We start from the raw sequence: 352 nt of genomic DNA, 5'->3' as shown, positions 1-352 counted from the left end.
CGCATCGGTGGCAGGCAATATTCCGGTTTGGAACATTCTAGGCTTCGAGATAGAGAAGGTTGGCTATCAAGGTTCTGTACTGCCAGTTCTCGTTTCTGCGTTTATTCTCGCGAAAATCGAACTTGGCCTGCGTAAAGTCGTGCCTTCAGTTCTGGATAACTTGCTAACGCCGCTACTGGCTATCTTTGTGACAGGCTTACTCACATTCACCGTTGTTGGTCCATTGACTCGTGATATCGGCTTCTTGTTGGGTGACGGTCTGAACTGGCTATACAACAGTGCGGGCTTTATTGGTGGTGCGGTATTTGGCTTGATTTATGCGCCATTCGTTATCACAGGCATGCACCATAGC

1 protein-coding gene is annotated in these 352 nt (G+C 48.6%); it reads left to right on the top strand.

Translation table 11 applies throughout. The features are described from left to right. Positions 1 to 352 (top strand): PTS transporter subunit EIIC (locus AB4486_RS27535; RefSeq protein WP_372119981.1); only part of this gene is annotated, 352 nt, incomplete at both ends.

This window comes from Vibrio sp. 10N.222.55.C6 (assembly GCF_041473395.1).
GTDB classification, from domain to species: Bacteria; Pseudomonadota; Gammaproteobacteria; order Enterobacterales; family Vibrionaceae; genus Vibrio; species Vibrio crassostreae_C.
The sequence above is the reverse complement of the archived record's forward strand: the minus strand, read 5'-3'. Positions and strand labels throughout refer to the sequence as shown.